Origin of the sequence: Pararhodobacter aggregans (assembly GCF_003075525.1) — a bacterium.
Taxonomy (GTDB): Bacteria; Pseudomonadota; Alphaproteobacteria; order Rhodobacterales; family Rhodobacteraceae; genus Pararhodobacter; species Pararhodobacter aggregans.
Genome location: NZ_QDDR01000008.1, coordinates 1 through 21713 on the forward strand (window position 1 = coordinate 1; position 21713 = coordinate 21713).

Here is a 21713-nt window from a genome sequence, read left to right on the forward strand (position 1 = left end):
AGCGCGTCGCGGGCCCGGCGCAACCGGGCGATTTCCGTCTCTAACGTTGCCGAATCCGGCATCTCCTCGGCCCCGACGCCCAGCTGGTTGAGCAGGCCCTGCGGCGTCGGGGCCGAGGAGATGCCGGATTCGAAGAGGCGCCGGGCCTCGAACAGGATCCGGTCCTCCAGGATCTGATGCGCGCCTTTGCCCGCGGTGGCGCGGCAGACGCGGGTCAGGTGGGTCGGCGTCACGCCGAGCGCCTCGGCGTAATCCGCCACCGCCCGGTTCGAGCGGAAATCGCGTTCCAGCAGCGCTGCATAGCGCGCCGCCAGCCGTTGCGCGGCGCCGGGGCGCTGCGGCATCGTCTCGAGCGCCCGGTCGCGTTCCAGCTGCCGGTCGATCCAGACGCCCAACAGCCCCAGATGGTGCTGCGCCGCCTTCTGCGAGCCCGAGCGGTGGCTTTCCAGCTCGCGCTGGATCGCCTCGAGGATGGCGATCAGTTCCTTCTGGCTGACCGGATCGCGCGGGCGCAGCATCTGCGGCGTCGACGGCAGGTCGAGCCCGTGGTTGCGGCCGAAGAACACAACCGAACCCTGCACGCGAGGCGCGAAATCGAAGCCGTGCATGACGCCCGGCGGAATGAAGATGGTGTTGTTCGGCCCATAGGCGCGGGTCGAGCCGGCGATGGTGATGCGGCCCTGTCCTTGCGTGAAGAACAGCAGAACCGGCTCACGCAGCGAGCGCATCGCCTCGACCCGCCAGCGGCCACCGGCGGCCAGACGCGAGATCGGCGTCAGGCGCAGGCGCGAGGGGGTATCGGGAATGATCGTCATGGTTGTTCCGTGGCAGCGGATTTCCAGCCTAGGAAACCGCGACGACACAGAGGAAGGGGAATCACACGCGAGCGTGAGCAAAGCCCGATTCCGAATCATTCCGTTGCAGGAATGTGACTCTGGACAAGTCAGGGGATAAGTACGGGATACCAGTCGGCCATGCGCTTCCTGAACCAGCTGCGCTGGCGCTTGGCGTATTGCCGCGTGGCCAATGTAGCGGCGTCCCGGGCCTCGGCCAACGAGATCTGGCCCCTGAGATGGGCGATGAGTTCCGGCGCGCCGATGGCTTTTGTCCACAGGGGGGCGGTGGGCAGGCCCTGATCCGCGGGCCAGCGGGGCAGGGCGGCGCGCGCCTCGTCCAGCGCGCCCTGGGCCAGCATTGTCTCGAAACGGGCATCGATTCGCGCGTTCAGCCAGTCGATTCGCGGCATCAGCACCAGCCCGGTGGCCGCCGCGAGCGGCAGCAAGGGCGCGCCGGTCTCGGCCTGCCAGGCGGCGATGCCGCGGCCGGTGGCGCGCAGCACTTCCCAGGCGCGTTGCACCCGGGCGGGGTTCTGCGGGTCCAGACGCGCGCGGCTTTCGGGGTCGAGGTCGTCAAGAAGCGCCCCGAGGCCCTGCCCGGCAAGGCGCCGGTCGGCTTCGGCCCGGATCTCGGGCGGGGTCGGCGGGATCTCGGCCAGACCCTCGGTCAGGGCCAGAAAATAGAGGCCGGTGCCGCCGACAATCACCGGGTTTTCCGGCAGATGCGGCGTGACCTCGCGCAGCCAATGGCCGACGGAATAGGGATCGTCGCGGCCGACATGGCCGTAAAGATGATGCGGCGCCTCGGCCTCGTCCGCGGCCGAGGGGCGGGCGGTCAGCACGCGCCAGCTGTCATGCACCTGCAGCGCGTCGGCGTTGACGATGCTGCGCCGCTGCGCCCGGGCGATGCGCAGGGCCAGCGCCGACTTGCCGCTGGCGGTGGGGCCGGCGATCAGCACGGGGCGCGCGGGGTCGGGCAGGGGCAGGTCGGCGAACATGCGTGAGGGGATGGTCCGGGGCTGGATTGAGGCGTTGATCCTGCCGGGGTTTTCCGACATTTTGCGCGCGAATGTAACCACCCCCCTCAAACGCCCCAGGCCCTGCCTTCCGGCAGGGGCCGCGTGCTGCCAGGAAAGGCCCCGCCATGGATCGCACTCCCACCGCCTATCGCCGCGTGATGCTGAAGATTTCGGGCGAAGCCCTGATGGGCGATCAGGGTTACGGGCTGCACCCGCCGACCGTGGCCCGCATCGCCCAGGAGGTGAAGGCGGTCCACGACCTCGGCGTGGAGATCTGCATGGTGATCGGCGGCGGCAACATCTTCCGCGGCCTCGCCGGCTCGGCCCAGGGGATGGAGCGGACCACGGCCGATTACATGGGGATGCTGGCGACGGTGATGAACGCGCTCGGCATGCAATCGCAGCTCGAGGCGCTGGGGATCCACACCCGCGTCATCAGCGCCATTCCGATGGATCAGGTCTGCGAGCCCTACATCCGCCGCCGCGCCGTCCGCCACCTGGAGAAAAAGCGCGTCTGCATCTTCGCCGCGGGCACCGGCAACCCCTATTTCACCACCGATACCGCGGCGACCTTGCGCGCCAGCGAGATGGGCTGCGAGGGGGTGTTCAAGGGCACCAAGGTCGATGGCGTCTATGACAAGGACCCCAAGAAACACGCCGATGCCGTGCGTTACGACGTGGTCAGCTACGACGAGGCGCTGGAGAAGAATCTCGGCGTGATGGATGCCACGGCGATCGCGCTGGCCCGGGACAACCAGCTGCCGATCATCGTCTTCTCGCTGGATGCGCCGGGCGGCTTCCGCTCGATTCTGGCGGGCGAGGGGACCTATACCCGCGTCTCGGGCTGAGCCCCGCGCAAGGCCGGGAGGGGGCGCCTAAGCGGCGGGTTTGCTTCACTTCCCGGTCAGCGCGCTATACAAAGTCCCGAGGAGGCCCTAAAACGCCTCGACATGATTGATTGCCTGACGGAGACGCGTGCGCCATGGCCGACGACATCGAGATTGATATTGACGACCTCGGGCGTCGGATGGAGGGGGCGATCGCCTCGCTGAGGACGGAATTCGCCTCGCTGCGCACCGGCCGCGCCTCGGGGTCCATGCTGGAGCCGATTCAGGTCGACGCCTATGGCCAGATGACGCCGATCAACCAGCTGGGCACCGTCAACGTGCCGGAACCGCGGATGGTGACGATCAACGTCTGGGACAAGGCGATGGTCAACAAGGTGGAAAAGGCGATCCGTGAATCGGGGCTGGGGATCAACCCGCAGCTGAACGGCACGATCATCATGCTGCCGATCCCCGAGCTGAACGAGGAACGCCGCCGCGAGCTGACCAAGGTGGCCGGGCAATACGCCGAACATGCGCGCGTCGCCGTGCGCAACGTGCGCCGCGACGGCATGGACCAGATCAAGAAGGCCAAGGGCGACGGCATGTCCGAGGACGACCAGAAATTCTGGGAATCCGAGGTTCAGGAGCTGACCAACAAGCATATTGGCCTGATCGACAAGACTCTCGAGTCGAAGCAGGAAGAAATCATGCAGGTGTAACGGCCCCTCCCGTATTTTCGGGGCCGCGCCTTTGTTCTTATTGACCCGGAGTTCCCATGCCCGATCCGTCCGGCACGCCCTGTCATGTTGCCATCATCATGGATGGCAATGGCCGCTGGGCAACGCAGAAGGGCTGGCCCCGGCTGGTTGGCCACCGCAAGGGGGCCGAGCGCGTCAAGGAGATCGTGCGCGCTGCGCCCGATCTCGGCATCACGCATCTGACCGTCTATGCCTTCTCGACCGAGAACTGGAAACGCTCGACCGAGGAAGTGCTGGGGCTGATGAAGCTGTTCGCCCGCTACATCCAGCGCGAGGCCGAGGCGCTGTCGCGCGAGAATGTGCGCATGTGCTTCATCGGCGACCGGCGGCGGCTGGATCCGAAGCTGCAGGAGCTGATGGCCTGGATCGAGAAGCGCACCGAGGCCAATACCAAGCTGACCTTCACCATCGCCATCAATTACGGCGGCCGGGACGAGCTGGTGCGCGCGGCGCGGCGGCTGGCGCGGCAGGTGGCGGCGGGTGATCTGGACCCCGCGGCGATCACCGACACGCTGCTCGAGGCCGAGCTGGACACCGCTTTCCTGCCCGAGCCCGATCTGGTGATCCGCACCTCGGGCGAGACGCGGGTGTCGAATTTCCTGCTCTGGCAGGCGGCTTACGCGGAATACGAATTCACGCCCGTCCTCTGGCCCGATTTCACGCCCGAGGTTCTGGGCGAGATCCTGCGCCGCGTCTCGGGGCGGGACCGGCGGTTCGGCGGGGTGAAGCCGTGAGCGATTTCTCGGATCTCAGGGCGCGGGTGATCTCGGGTCTGGCGATGGCCGTGGTGGGGCTGGGCGCGCTCTGGCTGGGCGGCTGGGCCTTCGGCCTGCTGGGTCTGGTGCTGGCGGCGCTGATGGGGTGGGAGCTGACCCGGATGATGGCGCCTGCCGGGCCCGATGGCCGGGCCGAGGCCGCGGGTCTGGTCGCGGCGCTGCTGGTCGCCGTCTTTACCTGGTATCAGCCGGGCTGGATCGGTCTGGCGGGGCTGGCGCTGGGGGCGGCGGTCATGGCCTGGCGGATGCCGAAGGACCGGGTGATCTATGGGCTTTATTACGGGCTGATCCTCTGGGCGGCGCAGGGGCTGATCCTGCTGCGGGACGGCATGGGCTTTACCTTCGTGCTCTGGCTGCTGCTGATCGTCATTGCCTCGGATGTGGCAGGCTATTTCGCCGGTCGCATTCTGGGCGGGCCGAAATTCTGGCCGCGCTTCAGCCCCAAGAAGACCTGGTCGGGCACCGTGGCGGGCTGGATCCTGGCGGCGCTGGTGGGCGTGGCCTTCGTCCTCTGGGCGGGGATGCCCTGGGCCTTGGTGCCGATCTCGGCCGTGCTGGCCTTCGCCGGGCAGCTGGGCGACATCGCCGAAAGCGCCATCAAGCGGCGGATGGGGGTCAAGGATTCCTCCAATCTGATCCCGGGGCATGGCGGCGTTCTGGACCGGTTCGATGCGATCATCGCCGTGGCGGCGCTGGCGCTGGTGCTGGCGCTGTTTGGTGCCTTCGCCGGGCTCACGGCCTGATGCGGCGGGTTTCGGTCTTCGGCGCGACGGGCTCCGTCGGGGTCAGCACGCTGGACCTGCTGGCCCGGCGCGCGGATGTGGCGGTCGAGGTGCTGACCGGCGGGCGCAACGTCGATCTGCTGGCGCGGCAGGCGGTCGTGCACAAGGCCCGGCTCGCCGTCACGGCGCATGAGGAATGCTACAAACCCTTGAAAGAGGCGCTGGCGGGCACCGGGATCGAGGTCGCGGGCGGCCCCGGCGCGGTGGTCGAGGCGGGCTATCGCCCGGCCGATTGGGTCATGTCGGCCATCGTCGGCGCGGCGGGTTTGGCGCCGGGCTTCGCCGCCCTCTCGCAGGGCAAGATCCTGGCGCTGGCCAACAAGGAATCGCTGGTGACCGCCGGGCCCCTGCTGCTGGCCGAGGCCCGGGCCCATGGCGCCACCATCCTGCCGGTGGACAGCGAGCATTCGGCGGTCTTCCAGGCCCTGACCGGCGAGGAGATCGGCGCGGTCGAAACCGTGACGCTGACCGCCTCGGGCGGGGGTCTGCGCGACTGGCCGCTGGAGCGGCTGGCCCAGGCCACGCCCGACGAGGCAGGCAAGCATCCCAACTGGGACATGGGGCAGCGGATCACCATCGATTCGGCCTCGATGTTCAACAAGGCGATGGAAGTCATCGAGGCGCATGAATTCTTCGGCCTCGCCCCCGAGCAGGTGCAGGTCCTCATTCACCCGCAATCGCTGGTCCATGCCATGGTGTCCTTCCGCGACGGGGCGGTGATGGCGCATCTGGGCGCGCCCGACATGCGCCACGCGATCGGCTATGCGCTGAACTGGCCCGTGCGGGCCGAGCTGCCGGTGGCGCGGCTGGATCTGGCGCGCGCCGGGCGGCTCGATTTCGCCGAACCCGATTACCGGCGCTATCCGGCGCTGGACCTGGCGCGGCAGGTGATGGAGACCGGGGGCGCCTCGGGCGCGGTGTTCAACGCCGCCAAGGAGGTCGCGCTCGACCATTTCATCGCCCGACGCATCGGGTTTCTCGACATGGCGCCGGTGGTGGAGGCGACGCTGGCCGCCTATGCCGCCCGCGCCCCGATCAACCGTCGGCCCGAGACCTTGGCCGAGGTTCTGGCCATTGATGCCGAGGCCCGCGCATTGGCGGGGACCGCGGCCCAGGCCCGCCGCGCGGCGGCGGTCTGAGAAAAGGAAAACGCATGGGTCTTCTGCCCGATTTCGGCAATCTGCTCTTTACCGTGGGGGCCTTCATCGTCGCGCTGTCGATCATCGTGACGGTGCATGAATACGGCCATTACATCGTCGGCCGCTGGTCCGGCATCCATGCCGAGGTCTTCTCGGTCGGCTTCGGGCCGGTGCTGTTCAAGCGCACCGACAAGCGCGGCACGCAATGGCAGATCGCCGCCTTGCCCTTCGGCGGCTACGTCAAGTTCCTGGGCGACGCCAACGCCGCCTCGGCCGGGGCGGATGAGGCGGTGATGTCGCATCTCGACGCGGGCCAGCGACGGCACACGATGCATGGCGCCCCGCTCTGGGCGCGGGCGGCGACGATCTTTGCCGGGCCTGCCTTCAACTTCCTCTTCTCCATCGCCGTCTTCGCCGGGTTCATCGCCGTTCAGGGCCTGCCCGCCGACCAGCCGCGCGTCGGCCAGATCTTTCCCTTGCCGCAAGCCGTGGCGCTGGAAGAGGGCGATCTGATTACCGCCGTCGACGGCCGCCCGACGCCGGAACTGAGCGATTTCTACACCGTCGCCAACGAGATCGAGCCGGTCGCCACGGTTCCCTACACGGTCGAGCGGGACGGCGCCGTCCTGACGGTCGAGGGGCCGCATCCGATTCCGGCCCGGGCGGCGGGGATCGCGCTGGCCTCGGCGGCGCGGGATGCGGGGATGCTGACCGGCGATGTGGTGCTGTCGGTGGACGGCGCCCCGGTCCTGGCCTTCTCGCAACTGCCGCCGCTGGTCGGCGCGGCGGGCGGAGAGCCGGTGGCGCTGGAGATCTGGCGGGGCGGGGAGGTCATCGACCTGTCGCTGACCCCGCGCCGGACCGATCTGCCGCTGGCCGATGGCGGGTTCGAGACGCGCTGGCTGATCGGCCTGCAATCGGGCACTTTCTTCGAGCATCCGGTGCGGAATGTGGGGCTGACCGAGGCGCTGCCGCTGGCGGTCGGCCAGATCGGCACCATCGTGTCGAATTCGATCTCGGGCCTTTATCACATGATTACCGGCGCGATCAGCACCTGCAACCTGTCGGGGCCGGTGGGCATCGCCGAAACCTCGGGCGAGATGGCCAAGGACGGGCTGGCGAGCTTCATCTGGTTCATCGCCGTGCTCTCGACGGCGGTGGGGCTGCTGAACCTGTTCCCGATCCCGATTCTCGACGGCGGGCATCTGGTGTTCCACGCCTACGAGGCCGTTCGCGGCAAGCCGCCGAGCGACCGGGTGATGGGCGCGCTGATGACCACGGGGCTGGTGCTGCTGGGGGCGATGATGCTCTTTGCGCTGGGGAACGACCTGTTCTGCTAAGGTCCGGTTAACCCTGTCCTCAGGCAGTCATGGCTCGGCCGCATTTGTGCCATGATTGGGCGGGATACCGAAGGGGAATTCCCTCGGCGTCCCGCCTGATCTCGGAGCCTTGCCATGCATCTGGTCCTTCCCGCCACGCGCAGCCTGCGCAATCTCTATGCCCTGTCCTCGGACCGTCTGTGGTTCCTTCTGGCCACGGTTGCCGGGCTGGTGGTGGCAGGCGAACTGGTCGAGATCTTGCTGACGCATGAAGTCCCGTCGATGGAGCTTTTCGGCCTCTGACCCCCGAGCCCCCTGAGGGCTTTCGCGAATCGTCCCGCCCGCCGACCCCGGCGCGGCGGGATTTTCCTTGGGGCGATGCCGTGAATCCCCACATGCTGCGAAATCGACTCCGGGTGTACGCAACTCTTTGACAATCCTGCCCCGCCTCGATAGCAAGACTCAAAACAAACGGCGGTAATAACGGGGCTTTTGGATGCGCGGCACAGATGTGAACCTGCATGCGCGTGCCCTCGCGGGGGCGATGCGCCCGGTGCGAGGCTTGGCGGCAGTTCTTCTCGTTTCCTCTGCGATTTCAATCGCGGCGGCAGGTGGGGCTGCAGCGCAGGCCTATCGTTTTTCCAACATCGACGTGCAGGGCAACGCGCTGATCGACGACGATCAGGTGGTCGCCTTCGCGAGAATCGTTCGCAACCGCAGCATGAGCGGGGCGGATCTGAACGCGGCCTATCAGCGCGTGGCCGGGACCGGCTTTTTCCGGCAGGTGGATTTCACCCCGCGCGGCAACACGCTGGTCATCACGGTTCAGGAATATCCCCTCATCAGCCGCGTCGCCTTCGAGGGCAACCGCCGGCTGAACGATGAACGTCTGGGCGGCGTCGTCACCTCGCGCTCGGGCGGGGTCTATTCGCCCGCCACCGCCGAGGCCGACGCCAATGCCATCGCCGCCGCCTATGCCGAGGCCGGGCGCCTGTCGGCCCGGGTCACGCCGCGCCTGATCGAACGCGCCAACGGCCGCGTCGATCTGGCCTTCGAGATCGAGGAAGGCGCGGTCGTCGAGGTCGAGCGCATCTCGTTCGTGGGCAACCGCACGTTCAGCGAGCGCCGCCTGCGCGGGGCGCTGGCCACGGTTCAGGCCGGGCGCCTGTCGACGCTGTTCCGCGCCGACAACTACAACGAGGCGCGCGTCGCCCGCGACCGTCAGGCGCTGCAGGATTTCTACCTGTCGCGCGGCTTTGTCGATGTGCAGGTCCTGTCCGGCGTGACGGAGCTGACGCGCGAGCGTGACGGCGCCTATGTGACCTTCACCATCCGTGAGGGGCAACAATACCGAATCGGCCGGGTTTCCGTCGTGTCCGAGATCGGCGGCATCGACGCCGCGCCCTATCAGGCGGCGCTGACCGACCGCACCGGCATGCTGTTCACGCCGACCATGGTCGAATCGCTGATCCAGCAGGCCGAGCGCGTGGGCTACGAAGCCGGCCAGCGCTTCGTCCGCGCCGAGCCGCGTCTGGTGCGCAACGAGCGGGACGGCACCATCGACGTCGAGCTGGCGCTGGTGCGCGGCGAGCGCGTCTTCATCGAGCGGATCGACATTCAGGGCAACGTCGCCACCCAGGACAACGTGATCCGTCGCCAGTTCGACGTGGCCGAGGGCGACCCGCTGAACCCGCGCGAGATCCGCGAAGCGGCGGCGCGCATCCAGGCGCTCGGCTATTTCTCGGACGTGCAGGTCAACCCGGTCGCCGGGTCCTCGCCCGAGCAGGCGGTGGTCGATGTCCAGGTCGAGGAACAGCCGACCGGCTCGCTGGGCTTCGGTCTGAGCTATGGCGCGGATGACGGCATCGGCGGCAGCATCACCTATAACGAGACCAACTTCCTGGGCCGCGGTCAGCGGTTGAGCGTCCAGGTCTCGACGGTGTCGAGCGCGCGGAGCCTGTCGTTCAACTTCACCGAACCGGCGCTTCTGGGCCGCGATCTGGCCTTCGGTATCGCCGTGGGTCTGTCCTCGACCACCTCGAGCGAGTCGGCGCAGTTCGGCACCCAGCGGTTGCAGTTCTCGCCCTCGCTGACTTTCCCGGTCAGCGAATTCGGCCGACTGTCGGTGCGCGCCTCGATCTCGCGCGACGAACTGACGGTTACTGTGCCTTACGACGCAACTCCTGCTCCAACGGGAACTGATACGGTTGCCGCGCGTATCCGTCAGGACGCGGGAACCACCATGACCTCGTCGGTGGGTTATACCTACAGCTTCGACACCCGCCGCAATGGGCGCGATCCCGACCGCGGCTTCGTGTTCCGCTTCGGCCAGGATCTGGCCGGGCTGGGCGGTGACCGCCGCTGGCTGCGCAGCACGGTGATGGCGGGCTACGAGCGCCGCGTCTTCAACGGCGACGTGACCCTGCGGGCCGAGTTCGAAGCCGGGGCCATCGCCCATCAATCGGGCGACAGCCGGATCAACGAGCGCTTCGTGCTGACCTCGGACCAGTTCCGCGGCTTCTCGGCCTATGGCATGGGGCCGGTGGCCTATTCTCCCAATGGCACGCGCAACGGTCTGGGTGGCAACTTCTTCGCCGTCGCCCGTCTGGAAGCCGAATTCCCGATCGGCCTGCCCGCCGAGTACAACATGCATGGCGGTCTGTTCATGGATGTGGGTTCGGTCTGGGGCATCGACAACCCGGGGACGACCTGCGTCGGGCCCGCGCCCTACAGCAATTGCGTCATCGACGACCGCACGCTCCGGGCCACTGCCGGTGTCTCGCTGTTCTGGGACTCGCCGATGGGGCCGCTGCGCTTCAACTTCTCGACGCCGATCATGAGCGAGGATTACGACCAGCCCCGCCGCTTCGACCTGTCGATGGCCACCCGGTTCTGATGACCCGCCTGGCCGTGATCCTTCTGGCGGGGGCGCTCTCGGGCGCCCCCGTTTTCGTGGCGGCGCAGACGGCGCCGCCGGTCTCGCCCCAGGTGCTGGCCCCGCCGCCCGAGGGCGTCTCGAGCGTGCCGTTCCGCATCCTCGATCAGGACCGGCTGCTGCGCGGCTCGGTGCTGGGCCAGCAGATCCTCGCCCGGATCCGCGAGGCCGAAAGCCAGCTCGCCGCGGAAAACCAGCGGCTTTTCGACCAGCTGGCCGAGGAGGAGCAGGCCCTGACCGATGCCCGCGCCGGTCTCGGCGCCGAGGAATTCCGCCGCCGCGCCGATGCCTTCGACACCAGGGTCGAGGCGATCCGCGCCGAGCGGGCCGATGCCAGCCAGGCGCTGACCCTCTGGTCCGAGCAGCAGGCGCAGCAATTCTTCGACACGGCGCTGCCGGTTCTGGTGCAGATGATGAACGACGAGGGGCTGCTGGCGCTGTTGAAGCCCGATGTGATGATCCTGGGCTCGGACTGGCTGGATGTGACCGATACCGCCATTGCCCGGCTCGATGCGGCCATTGCCTCGGGCAATCTGGTCGAACAAGGCGTGACCCCGCCGCCCGATCCAGTCCCGCCCGCGGCCCTCGATCCCGCGACCCCCGATGCCGCCCCCGCTGAGCCGGCGCCCGCCCCCGCGCAGCCCTGACCCGGCGCTCTGCCTTGTCGGCGGGGGGCTAAGTTGTTAGTGCTGCGGACAAGGCCCCGGGCCTTGAGGCGAATTCCAGCGGAGTGCACAGATGTCCGAACCCCTTCAGACCCGTGACTGGTCCACCACCTCCGAGGCGGATCTGTCGCTCATCATGCGCATCATTCCGCACCGCTACCCGTTCCTGCTGATCGACAAGGTCAAGGGGATCGAGGTCGGCAAGGTCGCGACCGGCGTCAAGAACGTCACCTTCAACGAACCGCATTTCCAGGGCCATTTCCCGGGCGCGCCGATCATGCCGGGCGTGACGATCATCGAGGCGCTGGCCCAGACCTCGGCGGTGCTGGTCGGGCTGACGCTGGACCTCGTGGACAAGAACCCGCTGGTCTATTTCATGTCGATCGACAAGGCCAAGTTCCGCCGCAAGGTGGTGCCGGGCGACGTGCTGGAGCTGAAGGTCGACGTGCTGCGCGGCTCGACCAAGATCTGGAAATTCCAGGGCACGGCGACGGTCGATGGCGAGATGGCGGCCGAGGCCGAATTCATGGCGATGATCGACCTGCAAGGGCGGGGCTGAGCCGTGGCGGTCGATCCTTCGGCGCGGGTCCATGCCTCGGCGGTAATCGAGGCGGGGGCGGTGATCGGCCCGGATTGCGAGATCGGCCCCTTCGCGGTGATCGGGCCGGAGGTGACGCTGGGCCGTGGCGTGGTGGTCAAGTCGCACGCGGTGCTGACCGGCTGGACCGAGATCGGCGACGACAGCACGATCTTTCCCTTCGCCAGCGTCGGCGAGATCCCGCAGGACCTGAAATTCAAGGGCGAGCGCACCCGGCTGGTGGTCGGCAAGCGCACCCGCATCCGCGAGGGCGCGACGCTGAACACCGGGACCGAGGGCGGCGGCGGCGTCACCCGGGTCGGCGACGATTGCCTCATCATGACCGGCGCCCATGTCGGCCATGACGCGCAGATCGGCGACCGGGTGGTGCTGGTCAACAACGTGGCCATCGCCGGGCATTGCGTGATCGGCGACGACGTGATCGTCGGCGGGCTGTCGGGCGTGCATCAATTCGTCCGCATCGGCAAGGGCGCGATCATCGGCGCGGTGACCATGGTCACCAATGACGTGATGCCCTACGGGCTGGTGCAGGCGCCGCGGGGCGAACTGGACGGGCTCAACCTGGTCGGGCTGAAGCGTCGCGGGGTGGAGCGGGCCGAGATCACCGCGCTGCGCGCCGCCTATCAGATGCTGGCGCAGGGCGAGGGGACTTTCCTCGACCGGGCCCGGCGGCTGGCCGAGGAAACCGAGAGCCGCCATGTGCGCGAGATCACGGATTTCATCCTCTCGGCCTCGGACCGTTCCTTCCTGACGCCGAAATGAGCCGCATCGCGCTTATTGCCGGGGCCGGAAGCCTGCCCGCGGAACTGGCCGCCCGGCTGGAGGCGCCGCTGATCTGCGCGCCCGCAGGGGTGCAGCCGGCGGGGCTGACGGTCGATCAGGTGTTTCATTTCGAGCGGCTGTCACCTTTCCTGCGCGCGCTCGGCGACCGCGGGGTCGAGACGGTGGCGCTGGTCGGCGCGATCCATCGGCCGCGGCTGGATCCGGCGCTTTTCGACCGCGAGACGGCGGCGCTGGTGCCCGATCTGCTGGCAGCGATGCGCGGCGGCGACGATGCGGCGCTGCGCTGGATCATCGGCCTGATCGAGGAATACGACCTGCGCGTCGCCGGGCTGGGCGAGCTGGCGCCGGACCTGCTGGCCGGGGAGGGCGTGCTGGGCGCACGCTCCCCGACCGAGGCCGAGCGCGCCGATGCCGAGCGGGGCCGCTCGGTGCTGGCGGCGCTGGATGCGGTGGATGTGGGGCAGGGCTGCGTCGTGGCTTCGGGCCTCTGCCTCGGGGTCGAGACGCTCTATGGTACCGATGCGATGCTGGAGGACGTGGCCCGCCACCGGGCCGAACGCGAGCCGCAGGCGGGGGGCGTCTTCGTCAAGCGGGCCAAGGCCGGGCAGGATCTGCGGGCCGATCTGCCGACCATCGGCCCGGGAACGGTGCTGGCCGCGGCAACCGCGGGTCTGACCGGCATCGCCTTGCAGGCGGGCCGCGTCGTCGTGCTGGACCGCAAGGGCGTTCTGGCGGCGGCCGATGCCGCGCGCATCGCGCTCTGGGCCGAGCCGTGAGGCTGTTCCTGATCGCGGGCGAGCCCTCGGGCGACGCTTTGGGCGCGGCGCTGATGGCCGGGCTGAAGGCGCTGGTGCCGGGCGTGGTCTTCGAGGGGGTCGGTGGACCCCTGATGCAGGCCGAGGGGATGGCGAGCCTGTTTCCGATGGAGGAACTCTCCATCATGGGGCTGGCCGAGATCTTGCCGAAATACTTCCCCCTCAAGCGGCGGATCCGCGAGACGGCCGAGGCGATTGCCCACGCGCAGCCGGCGGCGGTGGTGACCATCGACAGCCCGGATTTCTGCCTGCGGGTGCTGGCTCTGGTCCGGGCGGCGAACCCGGGGCTGAAGACGGTGCATTACGTCGCGCCCTCGGTCTGGGCCTGGCGGCCGGGGCGGGCGGCGAAGATGGCGCGCTGGGTCGACCATGTGCTGGCGCTGCTGCCCTTCGAGCCGCCCTATATGCAGGCGGCCGGGATGAGCTGCGATTTCGTCGGCCATCCGGTGGCGGCCGAACCCGTGGCGTCCGGGGCCGAGGTTGCGGCGTTTCGCGCCGCCCACGGGCTGGACGGCGCGCCGCTGCTGCTGGTCCTGCCGGGCTCGCGCCGGGGCGAGATCGAGCGGCTGGGGCCGGTGTTCGGCGCGGTCCTGCGGGGCCTTTCCGTGCCGGGGCTGCGGCTGGTGGTGCCGACGGTGGCCTCACGCGCCGCCCAGGTGCGGGCGCTGGTGGCGGATTGGCCGGGCGCGCCGGTGGTGCTGGACGCGGCCGAGGTGCCCGTCGCGGTGAAACGCGCGGCCTTCGGCGCGGCGGATGCGGCGCTGGCGGCCTCGGGCACGGTGTCCCTGGAGTTGGCGGCGGCGGGCACACCGATGGTCATCGCCTACCGGATGGCGGCGCTCAGCCAGGCGATCATCGGCCGGATGCTGAGGATCGACACGGTGACGCTGGTCAATCTGGTGAGCGAGACGCGGGCGGTGCCGGAATTCATCGGCCCGGCCTGCAAGGCCGAGGACATCGCGCCCGCGCTGTCGTCCCTGCTGGCGGGCGGACCCGGCCGGGCGGCGCAGGAGGCGGCGATGGCGGAGACCATGGCCCGGCTTGGCCGCGGCGGCGAGGCGCCGGGCTTGCGCGCGGCGCGCTCGGTGCTGGGCTATCTCAGGGGGGCGGGCGCTCGGGGGGATTGACCCCCCTCGCGCCCGGGGGGCGTGCCGCCCCCGGCCGGTGGCGCGGTTGCGCGCGGCGCCGGACCGGGCGCTGGTGGCTGCCCCGGGGGTTTTACCCCCGGACCCCCAGGATATTTGCCGAACGAAGAGGGGCAGGGCGCGCCTTTGCCCGGAACCGCGGGGCGGGGCGAGGGGTTGGTCCGGAAAGGAGCTTTCCATGTCCAGACCCGTTCCCAAAGATCTGCCCGCCCCGCGTTCCGGGGTTTCGCCCGTCACCTATGGCGCGGGGATGCTGGCCTTGGGGGCGGTCCTGCTCTTGGCCAAGCCCCGGATCGGCGCGGTGCCGGAGCCGGTGCAGGCGGGCGACGAGCCGCGCGGCCTGCGGCGGCTGGCAGCGGCGGCGCGGGACGGGGTGTCGGTCTTCGCACCGACGAATGTCACCGATTCCCTCGGCCGGTCGCTGCTGATCGGCGGCGGGGCGCTGATCCTGGCCCGGGCCTTTGACGCCCTGGCCGGACGGCGCCCGTAGCCGGGGTCAGTAGCCGCGCCAGATCCAGCCGCCGCCGAAGACGCGGTTGCCCTCGGGGGCGTAGAAGACGCAGGCCTGGCCGGGCGAGACGCCGTCTTCGGGCGTCAGCAGCTCGACAAAGGCGGTGGTCGGGCCGGTCGGGCGTAGGATCGCCTCGGCCGGCGGTTTGGTCGAGCGGATGCGCACCCGCATCGGCCATTCAGGCCGCGAGTCGAAGGCCTCGTCGCCCAGCCAGTTGATCTCGCGCACCGGAACGGTCTTCGTTGCCAGCGCCTCCTTGGGGCCGACCACGACATGGCGCTGGTCGGGATCGAGGCGGATCACATAGAGCGGCGCGCCGAGACCGCCGATGCCGAGGCCCTTGCGCTGGCCGATCGTGTAATGGATCACCCCGCGGTGCTGGCCCAGCACCCTGCCTTCGGTATCGACGATATCGCCCGGATCGGCCGCACCGGGGCGCAGTTTCTCGATCACCGCCGCGTAATTGCCGTTCGGCACGAAGCAGATGTCCTGGCTGTCGGGCTTGTCGGCGACGGCGAGGCCATGCTTGGCGGCCAGCGCCCGGGTTTCGGCCTTCGACGGCAGATGGCCCAGCGGGAAGCGCAGGTAATCGAGCTGTTCCTGCGTGGTCGAGAACAGGAAATAGGATTGGTCGCGCGCCGGATCGGCGGCCATGTGCAGCTCGGCCTTGGCGGGGCCCTCGGCACGCTGGATGTAATGGCCGGTGGCCATGCAATCGGCGTCGAGGTCGCGGGCGGTTTCCAGCAGGTCGCGGAACTTGACCCGTTCGTTGCAGCGGATGCAGGGCACGGGCGTGGCACCGGCGAGGTAGCTTTCGGCGAATTCCTCGATCACCGATTCGCGGAAGGTGTTCTCGTAATCCAGCACGTAATGCGGGAAGCCCAGGGTTTCCGCCACCCGCCGCGCATCGTGGATGTCCCGCCCGGCGCAGCAGGCGCCCGCCTTGGCCAGCGCGGCGCCATGGTCGTAAAGCTGCAAGGTGACGCCGATCACGTCATAGCCCTGCGCCTTGAGCTCGGCGGCCACGACCGAGCTGTCCACGCCGCCCGACATGGCGACCACGACCCGCGTTTCCGACGGCGGTTTTGCAAAGCCCAGCGAGTTCACGCCGATGTCGCGTGCCATGATCATCCCGTCAGTCTGCGGAGGTTGAGGCGGTTTCGGCGAGATATAGTAAAATTCGCGGTACTCTCAAGCCCTGCGGGTCGGTGTCCTTTATTTCTCCTTAAGCTTCTTTCGTCAGGCTTCGCCTCGGGATGAAGGAAAGGGTGTGACCCATGTTCTTGAAAAAGATCGACGGACCACGGGCAGTGACGCTGCCCGACGGGAGTATCATCAGCCGCGCGGACCTGCCGCCAGCCAGCACACGGCGCTGGGTGGCCAGCCGAAAGGCCATCGTGGTGAAGGCCGTTGCCCACGGGCTGATCGACCGGGAGGAGGCGCTGGATCGCTATGCCCTGTCGGATGAGGAGTTCGATTCGTGGCATAACGCGGTCGAGACGCACGGAATCGACGCTTTGAAGATCACGGCGCTTCAAAAGTATAGACAACTTTAGGTAGAGTGTGATTGACTGTCTCTGCCGGTAACCGGCCGTTAACGATTATTTGTCAAGGTGAGTTCAGTTTAGTTAATGCAGGGACAGCAACATGCGCGTGCTTTTGGTTGAAGACGATCCGGCGACCTCGCGGAGCATCGAATTGATGCTCACGCACGCCAATTTCAATGTCTACTGCACTGACCTGGGTGAGGAAGCGGTCGAGCTGGGCAAGCTCTATGACTACGACCTGATCCTCCTGGATCTTAACCTTCCCGACATGGCAGGGCTGGAGGTCCTGCGCCAGATTCGTCTGGCGCGGGTGAACACGCCGATCCTGATTCTGACGGGAGAGGACAGCACCGACATCAAGCTGAAGGGATTCGGCCAGGGTGCGGATGATTACATGACCAAGCCCTTCCACCGCGACGAGCTGGTGGCGCGGATCCATGCCATCATCCGCCGCAGCCAGGGCCATGCGCAGGCGATCATCCACACCGGGCGGATCTCGGTTAACCTTGACGCCAAGACGGTCGATGTCGACGGCTCCTCGGTGCATCTGACGGGCAAGGAATACCAGATGCTGGAACTCCTCAGCCTGCGGAAAGGGACGACCCTGACCAAGGAGATGTTCCTGAACCACCTCTACGGCGGGATGGACGAACCCGAACTGAAGATCATCGATGTGTTCATCTGCAAATTGCGCAAGAAGCTGGCCGAGGCCACGGGCGGCGACAATTACATCGAGACCGTCTGGGGCCGGGGGTATGTGCTGCGCGATCCGTCCCGGGGCGTCGCGCGCTCACCGCGGGCGGCGAGCGCGTAAGATCTGGAAAATCCTCCGCCGGGCCCCTATCACGGGGGAACAAGGTAGGAGGGACCCATGTCCGACGCGCGCGCGGTTGATGCTCTGACCGAGGCCGAGGCGGCCGCTGAACTGGCACGTCTCGCCGAGGCTATCCTGCAGGCGGATCGTGCCTATCACCAGAACGATGCGCCCGAGATCAGCGACGCCGACTATGACGCGCTGAAACGGCGCAACCGCGCGATCGAAGCGCGTTTCCCGGCCTTGAAGCGCGATGACAGCCCCAGCGATACCGTCGGCGCGGCGCCTGCGGAGGGCTTCGGCAAGATCCGCCACGCGGTTCGCATGCTGTCGCTGGCCAATGCCTTCGATGCGGGCGATGTCGAGGATTTCGATGCCCGGATCCGCCGGTATCTGAACCTCGGCCCCGTTGCGCCGCTTTCCTATACCGCCGAGCCGAAAATCGACGGGTTGTCGCTCTCCCTGCGTTACGAGGGCGGGTTGCTGGTCTACGCCGCGACCCGGGGCGACGGTGAGACGGGCGAGGATGTGACGGCCAATGCCCGCACCATCGCCCAGATCCCGCAAGTTCTGACCGGCGCGCCCGACCTGCTGGAGGTGCGGGGCGAGGTCTATATGTCGCAGGCCGATTTCACCACGCTGAATGCCCAGGGCGGCCGCACCTTCGCCAATCCGCGCAACGCCGCCGCCGGTTCCCTCCGCCAGCTCGACCCCGAGATCACCCGATCCCGGCCGCTGAGCTTTTTCGCCTATGCCTGGGGCGCACTGTCCGCCCCCCTGGCCGAGACGCAGTGGGACGCGATCAAGCGATTGGAAACGCTGGGATTTACCATCAATCCGCTGACCCGCCTCTGCGCGGGGCCGGCCGAGTTGCTGCAGCATTACCTCAAGATCGAGACGCTGCGCCCGGACCTTGGTTATGATATCGACGGCGTGGTCTACAAGGTTAATGATCTCGCGCTGCAGGCCCGCCTCGGCTTCCGCGCCACGACGCCGCGTTGGGCCATCGCGCATAAATTCCCGGCCGAAACCGCTTGGACCCGGCTCGAAGCCATCGACATCCAGGTCGGCCGCACCGGGGCGCTGAGTCCGGTCGCGCGCCTCGCGCCTGTTACTGTCGGCGGCGTCCTGGTGTCCAACGCGACGCTTCACAACGAGGATTACATCGCCGGCCGCGACAGCAAAGGCGAGCCGATCCGCGGTGGGCGCGACATTCGCGTCGGCGACTGGGTCCAAGTCTACCGTGCGGGGGATGTGATCCCCAAGGTGGCGGATGTGGACGTGTCGCACCGAACCGATGACCAGGGGCCCTATCATTTCCCGCAGACCTGCCCCGAATGCGGCTCGGCTGCGGTGCGTGAGCCCGGCGATTCCACGCATCGCTGTTCCGGCGGCCTGATCTGTCCCGCCCAGGCCGTTGAAAAGCTGAAGCATTTCGTCAGTCGCGGCGCGTTCGACATCGAGGGGCTGGGTGCCAGGCAGATCGAGATGTTCTTCGCCGACGACCTGCTGCCGATCCGCGAACCGGCCGATATCTTCACCCTCCGGACCCGGGATGCGGCCAATCTGGCCAAGCTGAAGAACCGCGACGGCTTTGGTGAGCGCTCGGCCAGCAAGCTTTTCGAGGCGATCGAGGAGCGGCGACGAATTCCTCTGGCGCGGCTCCTGTTCGGCCTCGGGATCCGCCACCTGGGCGAGGTCGCCGCGGCCGACTTGGCCCGTCATTTCGGCAGCTGGTCCGCGCTGATCGAGGCCGTTGATCGCGCCGCCCCGGCCGCGGCCCGGGCGCTTGCCGCCGATGAGGCCGAGCACGCCGAACGCGCGCGGGCGGCCGACGAAGGCCGCCGGGCCGAGGTGAAGAAGAGCCGCGACGCGGTCTGGGACGTCCCGCCTTTGCCCGACGGTGCGCGCGCCGCCTGGGAGGATCTGATCGGTATCGAAGGGGTCGGCGCGGTTCTGGCGGTTTCGCTGGTCACCACGTTGACGCAGCCGCGCGAACGGGCCTCGATCGAGCGACTGATCGCCGAATTGCGGGAGATCATCCCGCCAGAGGCCCGCGCCACCGACAGCGTCATCGCCGGCAAGACCCTGGTCTTCACCGGCACGCTGACCCGCATGACACGGGCCGAGGCCAAAGCCCGGGCCGAGGCGCTGGGGGCCAAGGTCGCGGGGTCGGTCTCGCCCAAAACCGACATCCTGATCGCGGGTGAAGCGGCCGGGTCGAAGGCCGCCAAGGCCGAGGCTCTGGGCGTCACGGTGATCGACGAAGACGCCTGGCTGGCGATGATCGGCGGATGACGGGGCGGCCTGAGGTCCTGTTCCCACTCTTTGGCTCGCTTGAAGGGCTCGACGGGATCGGACCAAAAACTGCGAAACTGTTCAAGGGCTTGGACGTCGAAACGCCGCGCGACCTCCTCTTCGTCCTGCCCCATTCCGGGATCGACCGCCGCCTGCGTTCCAGCGTCCGCGAGGTGGTTCCGCCCGAGGTCGCGACCGTCGAGGTAGAGGTCGGCAACCACCTGCCACCCCGTCAGAAGGGGCGGCCCTATCGGGTGCTGGTTCGCGACGCATCGCAGGAATTCCAGCTGGTCTTTTTTCATGCGCGGGGTGATTACCTGCAGAAATTGCTGCCCGGCGGACAGCGGCGGCTGGTTTCGGGTCGGGTCGAAATGTTCGACGGCGTCTATCAGATGGCGCATCCCGATCACGTTCTGCGCCCCGACGAGGCCGCAACCCTGCCGAGTTGGGAGCCGGTCTATCCGCTGACGGCCGGGGTCACGCAGCGGATGGTTCAGCGGGCGATGGCGGATGCCCTGGTCCGGGCTCCGGCGCTGGCGGAATGGATTGACCCGGCGCAGAAGGCGCGGATGGGGTGGTCCGATTGGGCGGACGCCTTGCGCGCGGCGCATGCCCCGACCTCGGGGGCCGATCTGGCCCCGAGCGCTTCGCCCCGTCAGCGGCTGGCCTATGACGAACTATTCGCCCATCAACTGACGCTGGCCATCGCCCGGGCCACGGCGCGCAAGGCGCCTGGCGTGATCACGCGCGGTGACGGGCATCTGCTGCGCAAGATACTCGACTCGCTGCCCTATGCGCCGACGGGTGCGCAGACCCGCTCGATCGCCGAGATTACCGCCGATATGGGCGCCGAGACGCGGATGAACCGTCTGCTCCAGGGTGACGTGGGATCTGGCAAGACCCTGGTCGCGATGGCCGCCTTGCTGACCGCGGTCGAGGCAGGCGGGCAGGGCGCGCTGATGGCCCCGACCGAGATTCTGGCCCTGCAGCATCTGGACGCACTTGCCCCGCTTGCCGCCAGCGCCGGAGTTCGGGTCGCGTTGCTGACCGGCCGCGACAAGGGACGGGAACGGGCGCGCAAGCTTGGCGATCTGGCGGGCGGGATGATCGACATCCTGATCGGGACGCATGCGCTGTTCCAGCGTGAGGTCGAATTCCGCGATCTGCGGCTGGCGGTGATCGACGAACAGCACCGGTTCGGTGTCGCCCAGCGAATGGCGCTGGGGGAGAAGGGCGCCGCGGTCGACGTGCTGGTGATGACGGCGACCCCGATCCCGCGGTCGCTGGCTCTGGCGCAATATGGCGACATGGATGTCTCCCTTCTGGACGAGAAGCCGCCGGGGCGGCAACCCGTGGTGACGTCGCTGGCCTCGACCGAGCGGCTCGATGAGGTGGTCGAGCATCTGCGGCGTGCCGTGACCGAGGGGCGACAGGCCTATTGGGTCTGCCCCCTGGTCGAGGAGAGCGAGACCGTCAGCCTGACCGCCGCCCAGGCGCGGTTCGAATACCTCCGCGCCCGACTGGGCGAGGCGGTGGGGCTGGTCCATGGCCAGCTTCTGCCCGCCGACAAGGATGCGGCGATGGCCCGCTTCGTTGCCGGCGAGACGCGCATCCTGGTTGCCACCACGGTCATCGAGGTGGGCGTCAACGTGCCGAACGCCACGATCATGGTGATCGAGCGCGCCGAATCCTTCGGTCTGGCGCAATTGCACCAGCTGCGCGGCCGAGTCGGGCGCGGCAGCGGCGCCTCGACCTGCCTGATGCTCTATGATCCGCCGCTGGGGGAGACCGCGGCGCGGCGGCTGAAACTCATGCGTGACACCGAAGACGGGTTCCGCATCAGCGACGAGGATCTGGCGATCCGCGGGGCGGGGGATGTGATCGGAACGGCGCAATCCGGCCTGCCGAAGTTCCGGCTGGCAGATGTGGAGCGACAGACCTCGCTGATGCAGATTGCCCAGTCGGATGCGCGCAAGCTGCTCCACGACGACCCCACACTGCAATCACCCCGCGGGCAGGCGGCGCGCGTGCTGCTGTGGCTGATGGAGCAGGACAAGGCGATACGGCTGATGCGAATCGGTTAGATCTCCTTTTGTTCGCAAATGTTCTTGCAATGATCGCGCAAATATGAGAACAAAGTGCTAAC

General features: G+C 68.2%; 21 protein-coding genes. 18 read left to right on the forward strand and 3 right to left on the reverse strand.

Translation table 11 applies throughout. The features are described from left to right. Together DDE23_RS14955 and miaA are read right to left on the reverse strand one after the other, a co-directional pair. Positions 1–815 (reverse strand): AraC family ligand binding domain-containing protein (locus tag DDE23_RS14955; RefSeq protein WP_116548247.1); only part of this gene is annotated, 815 nt, incomplete at its 3' end. A gap of 128 nt (positions 816–943) precedes the next feature. Then, on the reverse strand, positions 944–1894 hold the full coding sequence (gene miaA, locus DDE23_RS14960; protein ID WP_107752569.1) for a tRNA (adenosine(37)-N6)-dimethylallyltransferase MiaA: 951 nt from the start codon (positions 1892–1894) through the stop codon (positions 944–946). 86 nt (positions 1895–1980) lie between these two features. Here miaA and pyrH point away from each other — a divergent pair, with 86 nt between their 5' ends. From pyrH to DDE23_RS15025, 14 genes are all read left to right on the forward strand, one after another. After that, the gene (gene pyrH / locus DDE23_RS14965; protein WP_107752570.1) at positions 1981–2703 is read left to right on the forward strand and encodes a UMP kinase; all 723 of its coding nucleotides are present in this window, start codon (positions 1981–1983) and stop codon (positions 2701–2703) included. 134 nt (positions 2704–2837) lie between these two features. Beyond that, positions 2838–3401 carry a ribosome recycling factor gene (gene frr / locus DDE23_RS14970; RefSeq protein ID WP_107752571.1) on the forward strand — a complete coding sequence of 188 codons (564 nt, stop codon included), beginning with the start codon at positions 2838–2840 and terminating at the stop codon, positions 3399–3401. A 56-nt stretch (positions 3402–3457) separates the two neighbouring features. Then, entirely contained in the window at positions 3458–4174 is a 717-nt protein-coding gene (uppS, locus tag DDE23_RS14975) for a polyprenyl diphosphate synthase (protein ID WP_107752572.1), read from the forward strand. Further along, positions 4171–4959: a phosphatidate cytidylyltransferase gene (locus DDE23_RS14980; RefSeq protein WP_238149999.1), complete on the forward strand. Its 789-nt coding sequence runs from the start codon at positions 4171–4173 to the stop codon at positions 4957–4959. Before uppS ends, DDE23_RS14980 begins: the two co-directional genes overlap by 4 nt. Next, positions 4959–6137, forward strand: a complete 1179-nt coding sequence (gene dxr, locus DDE23_RS14985; RefSeq protein ID WP_107752573.1) for a 1-deoxy-D-xylulose-5-phosphate reductoisomerase — start codon at positions 4959–4961, stop codon at positions 6135–6137. The genes DDE23_RS14980 and dxr overlap by 1 nt, the downstream gene beginning before the upstream one ends. Positions 6138–6151: 14 nt before the next feature. Beyond that, positions 6152–7477 carry an RIP metalloprotease RseP gene (gene rseP / locus DDE23_RS14990; RefSeq protein ID WP_107752574.1) on the forward strand — a complete coding sequence of 442 codons (1326 nt, stop codon included), beginning with the start codon at positions 6152–6154 and terminating at the stop codon, positions 7475–7477. Between the two features lie 114 nt (positions 7478–7591). Next, complete coding sequence (locus tag DDE23_RS25135) at positions 7592–7759, forward strand: hypothetical protein (RefSeq protein ID WP_157958040.1); 168 nt, start codon at positions 7592–7594, stop codon at positions 7757–7759. A gap of 349 nt (positions 7760–8108) precedes the next feature. After that, positions 8109–10352: an outer membrane protein assembly factor BamA gene (gene bamA, locus DDE23_RS14995; protein WP_238150001.1), complete on the forward strand. Its 2244-nt coding sequence runs from the start codon at positions 8109–8111 to the stop codon at positions 10350–10352. Continuing rightward, complete coding sequence (locus tag DDE23_RS15000) at positions 10352–11038, forward strand: OmpH/Skp family outer membrane protein (RefSeq protein WP_107752575.1); 687 nt, start codon at positions 10352–10354, stop codon at positions 11036–11038. Before bamA ends, DDE23_RS15000 begins: the two co-directional genes overlap by 1 nt. Before the next feature lie 91 nt (positions 11039–11129). After that, positions 11130–11615 (forward strand): 3-hydroxyacyl-ACP dehydratase FabZ, encoded by a 486-nt coding sequence (gene fabZ, locus DDE23_RS15005; RefSeq protein ID WP_107752576.1) that lies wholly within the window; start codon positions 11130–11132, stop codon positions 11613–11615. A gap of 3 nt (positions 11616–11618) precedes the next feature. Next, positions 11619–12416: an acyl-ACP--UDP-N-acetylglucosamine O-acyltransferase gene (gene lpxA, locus DDE23_RS15010; protein ID WP_107752577.1), complete on the forward strand. Its 798-nt coding sequence runs from the start codon at positions 11619–11621 to the stop codon at positions 12414–12416. Then, a complete protein-coding gene (locus DDE23_RS15015; RefSeq protein ID WP_107752578.1) occupies positions 12413–13213 on the forward strand; it encodes an LpxI family protein in 801 nt (266 codons plus the stop codon). The genes lpxA and DDE23_RS15015 overlap by 4 nt, the downstream gene beginning before the upstream one ends. Continuing rightward, the gene (lpxB, locus tag DDE23_RS15020) at positions 13210–14379 is read left to right on the forward strand and encodes a lipid-A-disaccharide synthase (protein WP_107752579.1); all 1170 of its coding nucleotides are present in this window, start codon (positions 13210–13212) and stop codon (positions 14377–14379) included. The genes DDE23_RS15015 and lpxB overlap by 4 nt, the downstream gene beginning before the upstream one ends. 196 nt (positions 14380–14575) lie before the next feature. Next, positions 14576–14887 (forward strand): hypothetical protein, encoded by a 312-nt coding sequence (locus DDE23_RS15025; RefSeq protein WP_107752580.1) that lies wholly within the window; start codon positions 14576–14578, stop codon positions 14885–14887. Positions 14888–14893: 6 nt separating this feature from the next. On the opposite strand, the gene mnmA is transcribed toward DDE23_RS15025, so the two are convergent. Further along, complete coding sequence (mnmA, locus tag DDE23_RS15030; protein WP_107752978.1) at positions 14894–16033, reverse strand: tRNA 2-thiouridine(34) synthase MnmA; 1140 nt, start codon at positions 16031–16033, stop codon at positions 14894–14896. Positions 16034–16185: 152 nt separating this feature from the next. Between mnmA and sciP the strand changes: the two genes are divergently transcribed. The 4 genes from sciP to recG all read left to right on the forward strand — a co-directional run bounded on the left by sciP (position 16186) and on the right by recG (position 21651). Continuing rightward, the gene (gene sciP / locus DDE23_RS15035; RefSeq protein WP_107752581.1) at positions 16186–16464 is read left to right on the forward strand and encodes a CtrA inhibitor SciP; all 279 of its coding nucleotides are present in this window, start codon (positions 16186–16188) and stop codon (positions 16462–16464) included. Positions 16465–16555: 91 nt separating this feature from the next. After that, complete coding sequence (gene ctrA / locus DDE23_RS15040; protein WP_107752582.1) at positions 16556–17269, forward strand: response regulator transcription factor CtrA; 714 nt, start codon at positions 16556–16558, stop codon at positions 17267–17269. Positions 17270–17326: 57 nt separating this feature from the next. Then, entirely contained in the window at positions 17327–19567 is a 2241-nt protein-coding gene (gene ligA / locus DDE23_RS15045; protein WP_107752583.1) for an NAD-dependent DNA ligase LigA, read from the forward strand. Continuing rightward, positions 19564–21651, forward strand: a complete 2088-nt coding sequence (recG, locus tag DDE23_RS15050) for an ATP-dependent DNA helicase RecG (protein ID WP_107752584.1) — start codon at positions 19564–19566, stop codon at positions 21649–21651. The genes ligA and recG overlap by 4 nt, the downstream gene beginning before the upstream one ends. Positions 21652–21713 lie beyond the last annotated feature (62 nt).

Bases quoted from the DNA above. Each gene is read 5' to 3' on its own strand.
- miaA (WP_107752569.1), bottom strand. From the start codon at position 1,894: ATGTCGGAAAACCCCGGCAGGATCAACGCCTCAATCCAGCCCCGGACC.
- pyrH (WP_107752570.1), top strand. From the start codon at position 1,981: ATGGATCGCACTCCCACCGCCTATCGCCGCGTGATGCTGAAGATTTCG.
- frr (WP_107752571.1), top strand. From the start codon at position 2,838: ATGGCCGACGACATCGAGATTGATATTGACGACCTCGGGCGTCGGATG.
- uppS (WP_107752572.1), top strand. From the start codon at position 3,458: ATGCCCGATCCGTCCGGCACGCCCTGTCATGTTGCCATCATCATGGAT.
- dxr (WP_107752573.1), top strand. From the start codon at position 4,959: ATGCGGCGGGTTTCGGTCTTCGGCGCGACGGGCTCCGTCGGGGTCAGC.
- rseP (WP_107752574.1), top strand. From the start codon at position 6,152: ATGGGTCTTCTGCCCGATTTCGGCAATCTGCTCTTTACCGTGGGGGCC.
- DDE23_RS25135 (WP_157958040.1), top strand. From the start codon at position 7,592: ATGCATCTGGTCCTTCCCGCCACGCGCAGCCTGCGCAATCTCTATGCC.
- DDE23_RS15000 (WP_107752575.1), top strand. From the start codon at position 10,352: ATGACCCGCCTGGCCGTGATCCTTCTGGCGGGGGCGCTCTCGGGCGCC.
- fabZ (WP_107752576.1), top strand. From the start codon at position 11,130: ATGTCCGAACCCCTTCAGACCCGTGACTGGTCCACCACCTCCGAGGCG.
- DDE23_RS15015 (WP_107752578.1), top strand. From the start codon at position 12,413: ATGAGCCGCATCGCGCTTATTGCCGGGGCCGGAAGCCTGCCCGCGGAA.
- DDE23_RS15025 (WP_107752580.1), top strand. From the start codon at position 14,576: ATGTCCAGACCCGTTCCCAAAGATCTGCCCGCCCCGCGTTCCGGGGTT.
- mnmA (WP_107752978.1), bottom strand. From the start codon at position 16,033: ATGGCACGCGACATCGGCGTGAACTCGCTGGGCTTTGCAAAACCGCCG.
- sciP (WP_107752581.1), top strand. From the start codon at position 16,186: ATGTTCTTGAAAAAGATCGACGGACCACGGGCAGTGACGCTGCCCGAC.
- ctrA (WP_107752582.1), top strand. From the start codon at position 16,556: ATGCGCGTGCTTTTGGTTGAAGACGATCCGGCGACCTCGCGGAGCATC.
- ligA (WP_107752583.1), top strand. From the start codon at position 17,327: ATGTCCGACGCGCGCGCGGTTGATGCTCTGACCGAGGCCGAGGCGGCC.
- recG (WP_107752584.1), top strand. From the start codon at position 19,564: ATGACGGGGCGGCCTGAGGTCCTGTTCCCACTCTTTGGCTCGCTTGAA.